This is a genomic window from Rhizobium sp. rho-13.1, from assembly GCF_007000305.1.
Classification (GTDB): domain Bacteria; phylum Pseudomonadota; class Alphaproteobacteria; order Rhizobiales; family Rhizobiaceae; genus Rhizobium; species Rhizobium rhododendri.
Genome location: NZ_SCFL01000073.1, coordinates 1 through 1,253 on the forward strand (window position 1 = coordinate 1; position 1,253 = coordinate 1,253).

The 1,253-nt window shown below is 61.1% G+C and carries 1 protein-coding gene; it reads right to left on the bottom strand.

Annotated features, from left to right (window positions below):
• Nucleotides 1–17 precede the first annotated feature (17 nt).
• On the bottom strand, nt 18–1,172 hold the full coding sequence (locus tag EQW76_RS28675; protein WP_142832625.1) for an IS4 family transposase: 1,155 nt from the start codon (nt 1,170–1,172) through the stop codon (nt 18–20).
• Between the last annotated feature and the right edge of the window lie 81 nt (nt 1,173–1,253).

A 1,253-nucleotide genomic window follows, 5' to 3' on the forward strand; every position in this document is an offset into this window, starting at 1 on the left:
CTCAGGAATCCCCTCATTCAAATGATCCCGAAAGTACGTTTGAGGATTTGATGGTCGCGGAAGAGCGTCTCGAACTGTAGGATGAGAGGGCGTAATCTTTCCTCGGGCATGTTGGGGATCAGTTGATAGTACATCACGCCCTGCCGGAAGAGTGAATGCACGCGTCGCGATGTCGTGCTCGTGCGCAGATGGCGGTCGTAGCCGATGGCCTCTCCGGCAGCGCCCAGCAGGGTTAGGAGCACAATGGCAAGAGCGGCGATCAACCACAGCCTGTCGCGCCGAGCGGGCGTGGAGACGCGGGTTGCCGACATGCCCATCCCGAACCGCCAATCCTTGGCATCGCGAAACGCGCATTCGATGCCCCAGCGCCGGGAGTAAAGATCAATGAGGATCTTTGCCGTCACCTTGGTCAGGCTGGTTGCGAGGCACCATGGCTCTTTCATGTCCTTGGCGTGGACGCACACGACCGCACCGACGGGGCATCCCTGCGCCGTGACTGTCGCCTCGCGCAGCAGCCTGGCACGTCCCGAGGGGCCGATCCACTCCTTCGCCGGACGGCTCTCACCGCCGGTCGTCACCTGGATGTTGCCGCGAAAGCGGATGACATAGTCGAAGTGCAGCTCGTCCTTTAGGACGCCGTAGAGCTTGGCGTCGCCAAAGCCGCGATCGGCGACGAGCAGCACCTTCACTTCTGTTGGCAACAGCTCGGCAAGCCGGGTCACGATCCAGTATTCATACTGATTGCGCCGCGCTTTCAGCTCCGCCTTGCGTACCGTCAACCACAGGAGTGGCGTCGCCCGGCCATGTTCGGTAAGCAGCGACAGCATCAGGGTCGAGTGCCCGTCGGCATCGAAGTCGGTCCAGTCCATGGCGACGACGATATCGGTGCGGCTACCAAGACAATAGTCGGCCCAGTCGGCCATCAGCGCGTCGACTTCGATCCCGTCGTTCGACAGCATCCGGTCGACCTGCTTGATCGCATGACGCGAGAGCCCTCCTTCGGCCAGCGCAAGACCGTGGCCAATCGCGCTCACCGCCAGCGACGACGCCTGCAGCGTGCCAACCGTCGCCTTCGCCAGCGACGTTACCCGCTTCGCGTGCAGGCCCTCGCCAAAAAGTTCGTCAACAAAGGAATGCACCGCTTCAGAAGAAAACTCCGCCTTGCCGTTCATCTGACTCTGCTCTCCGTTCGAACGGAAATGCAGAATCATCTTTCCCGCCCTACGTCATCTCAAAATGAGGGGATGCCTGAG